Genomic DNA, 2,772 nt, shown 5'->3' with positions numbered 1-2,772 from the left:
ATGGATTTTCAAAAAGAGTTTCTATCAATTCTTTTGAATAAATTTTTGGGGCTTCTGTTTTTACTTTTTCTACAGTATCTTCCAGAAGTTTTTTTATGGCTTTTACTTTCTGGATTGTATCAGCTGCAGTTTCTTCAATTCCCTTTAGAATAAAAATAATCCATTCTTCCCAAGCTTCATTTGTACGTACATTTTGCAAGAGCTTGTAGTAACTGTTTTTATTTTTAATTATGTATGAACTGAGATACAAAATTGGAACATCAAGGTGATGTTTCAAAATCAGATAGAGAATATTTACGATGCGACCTGTTCTACCATTGCCATCATAAAATGGATGAATGCTTTCAAACTGATAATGCAGAATGGCAAGCTTTGAAAGACTATCGTCTTCGTTATTCAGATATTCAGTAAAATTCTTTAATAGTTCATCTATTTCTTCTTTTGACTGAGGAGGAGTATAAACAACTTCATTTGTTGTGTCATTTACAAGCTTTGTTCCGGGCATAGTCCGGATTCCTGCATCATTTTGAACAAGAACTTTTTGGATCTGAACAATGTCATTGATAGAAATAAAACCATGTTCCTTGAGCTGATTAAAACCAGTATAAAGAGCTTCGCGGTAAAACATTACCTCTTTTGTAGCTGAATCAATTTTCGTTACTGTTTCTGATACAGCCTTATAAAGATCATCTTTTGTTGTGATGATGTTTTCTATTTCTGAACTGTCCTTTGATTCCTGAAGTACAATTGCATTAATAAGAATGGATTGATTTGGAATAAGATTTGCACAGCCTTTTAATTCGGCAAGCATTTTTACCGCTTTATTTTCTGCTTTGAGAATCTTAATTGTTTCCATTTTTGAAGAATCAATCGGGAGCTTTTGTAATTCAGTCATGTCCCAATTATACACCCTTTTGGTACATAAGACAAGGAATATGTACCAATTTTTGCAATTTTGGTACGTATAAAAGAAACGTGCACAAATTTTGAGAATTTTGGTACATAATGCCTATTATTACCAATTTTTTCGTATATACGCATTTTTAGGGAATAGAAATATTTACGCCACCTTATAAATCTCGGCTTCAAGTTCGCGGATTGCCTGGAGGTACTGTGGTTTGCCGCCGAAGAGATTCACAATTTCTGCCGGGGTTCCGATTTCTTTGATTGGGTCTACGGTGAGAACTTTCATATCTTCTATTTCTTCGATTCCGGTCTGGGCGTATTTATCTAAAAGGGCATCAAGAACTGCTCGCGCTTTTTCGCCATATTTAGTCCAGTAGTTTCGTTTGCGGACATTTTCGGCGCGTTCTTTTTTTGTAAGGGCTGGGGCATCCCAGGCGATGTGGCAGATTAGGTCAAAAATATCTAAATCAGATTTTATTTCTTCTTTCAGTTCTTCAAAGATAATTCCCTGATTTTCAAGCTCTTCTATAATGGCGCGCTTCTTTTCCGCGTCGTTCCATGTCTGCAAGAAATTGTCGAGTGAGCGGTATGAAGTGAGGATTCCTGTTTTGCAGTATTCTTTGAGGCTTGAGGTTATCAGTTTTCCGCTTGCGTCCAGAAATTCCTTGCGCTCGCTTAAGATGTGAACATCAACGCCTGCGATTCGGACTTTCTCCCGTTTTTCAGGCTTTTGTGGCTCAGGTTCAGCTACAGCAATATTTCCAAATTCGTCATTGATGCGGTATTCTGGAAAAGCAATCTCTTCGCCTGTAACAGGATCAATCTGAGTTTCCTCCTCGCCTTCGTCTATAGTTTGTTCAGAAATCTCTTCGTCTTGCGACGCTTCTTTTATGCGGACTGGCGCTCCGTCAAAGTCCTTGTCTGCGAATTTGTCGGTGACATTGCGAAAGTCGATGATGGTAAAATAGAGTTTTCCGAAATCTTCCTCAACTCTTGTTCCTCGGCCGATTATCTGTTTGAACTCTGTCATGCTGCCGATGTTGGAGTCAAGGCAAATCAGTTTGCATGTCTTTGCATCCGTTCCTGTGGTCATCAGTTTTGAAGTTGTGGCAATAACTGGATAGGTTTCTTCTGTATTGATGAAATCTTCAAGGTAGCTTTTAGCGTCTTTGTCATCGCCTGTAATTCGCACAATGTATTTGTCTGTCTTTGCAGTGATTTCGCGCGGCGCATATTTTAACAAAGCCCGTCGCATTCGTTCGGCGTGCTCGATGTCAACACAGAATACGATTGTTTTATCGTAGGGATTCGTATTCTTGAGATATTCCATAATCTTTCGGGCAACCAAATCCGTTCGTTCATCTATGATAATTGTGCGGTCGTAATCTTTCGTGTTGTAAAGCCGGTCTTCGATAAGCTCGCCGTCTATGTCGGTTTTGTTACGCTCTGGCCTGTAGCCTTCCAGATCGACATTCATTCCAACGCGAAGAACTTTGTAAGGGGCTAGGAATCCGTCGTCAATTCCCTGTTTGAGAGAATATGTGTAAATCGGCTCGCCAAAATATTCGATGTTCGAAAGCGCCTTTGTTTCTTTTGGGGTGGCGGTCATGCCGATTTGGGTTGCATTTGAAAAATATGAGAGGATTTTATGCCAAGCCTTGTCTTCGTCAACAGAACCGCGGTGACACTCATCAACGATAATCAAGTCGAAAAACTCAGGGCTGAATTTTCTGAAAGCGTCCGTTTCTTCGTTGTAATTCGTAAGTCCCTGATACAATGCAAGGTAAATTTCATAAGACTTGTCGATTTTCTTGTTTTTTATGATAGTAAGCTTATCTTTAAAGTGCTTAAAGTCGCCTTTCTTTG

Annotated in this window: 2 protein-coding genes; both read right to left on the bottom strand. The window is 39.2% G+C overall.

The features are described 5' to 3' along the window. On the bottom strand, positions 1-895 hold an 895-nt coding region (locus B2089_RS05955), incomplete at its 3' end, for a Fic family protein (RefSeq protein ID WP_296686332.1). Between the two features lie 165 nt (positions 896-1,060). After that, the coding region (gene hsdR, locus B2089_RS05950) for an EcoAI/FtnUII family type I restriction enzme subunit R (protein WP_296686331.1) at positions 1,061-2,772 on the bottom strand (1,712 nt) is incomplete at its 5' end.

Origin of the sequence: Treponema sp. UBA3813 (assembly GCA_002368605.1) — a bacterium.
Lineage (GTDB): Bacteria > Spirochaetota > Spirochaetia > Treponematales > Treponemataceae > Treponema_D.
Note: the sequence above shows the minus strand (reverse complement) of the source record. Positions and strands in the feature narration are given on the sequence as shown.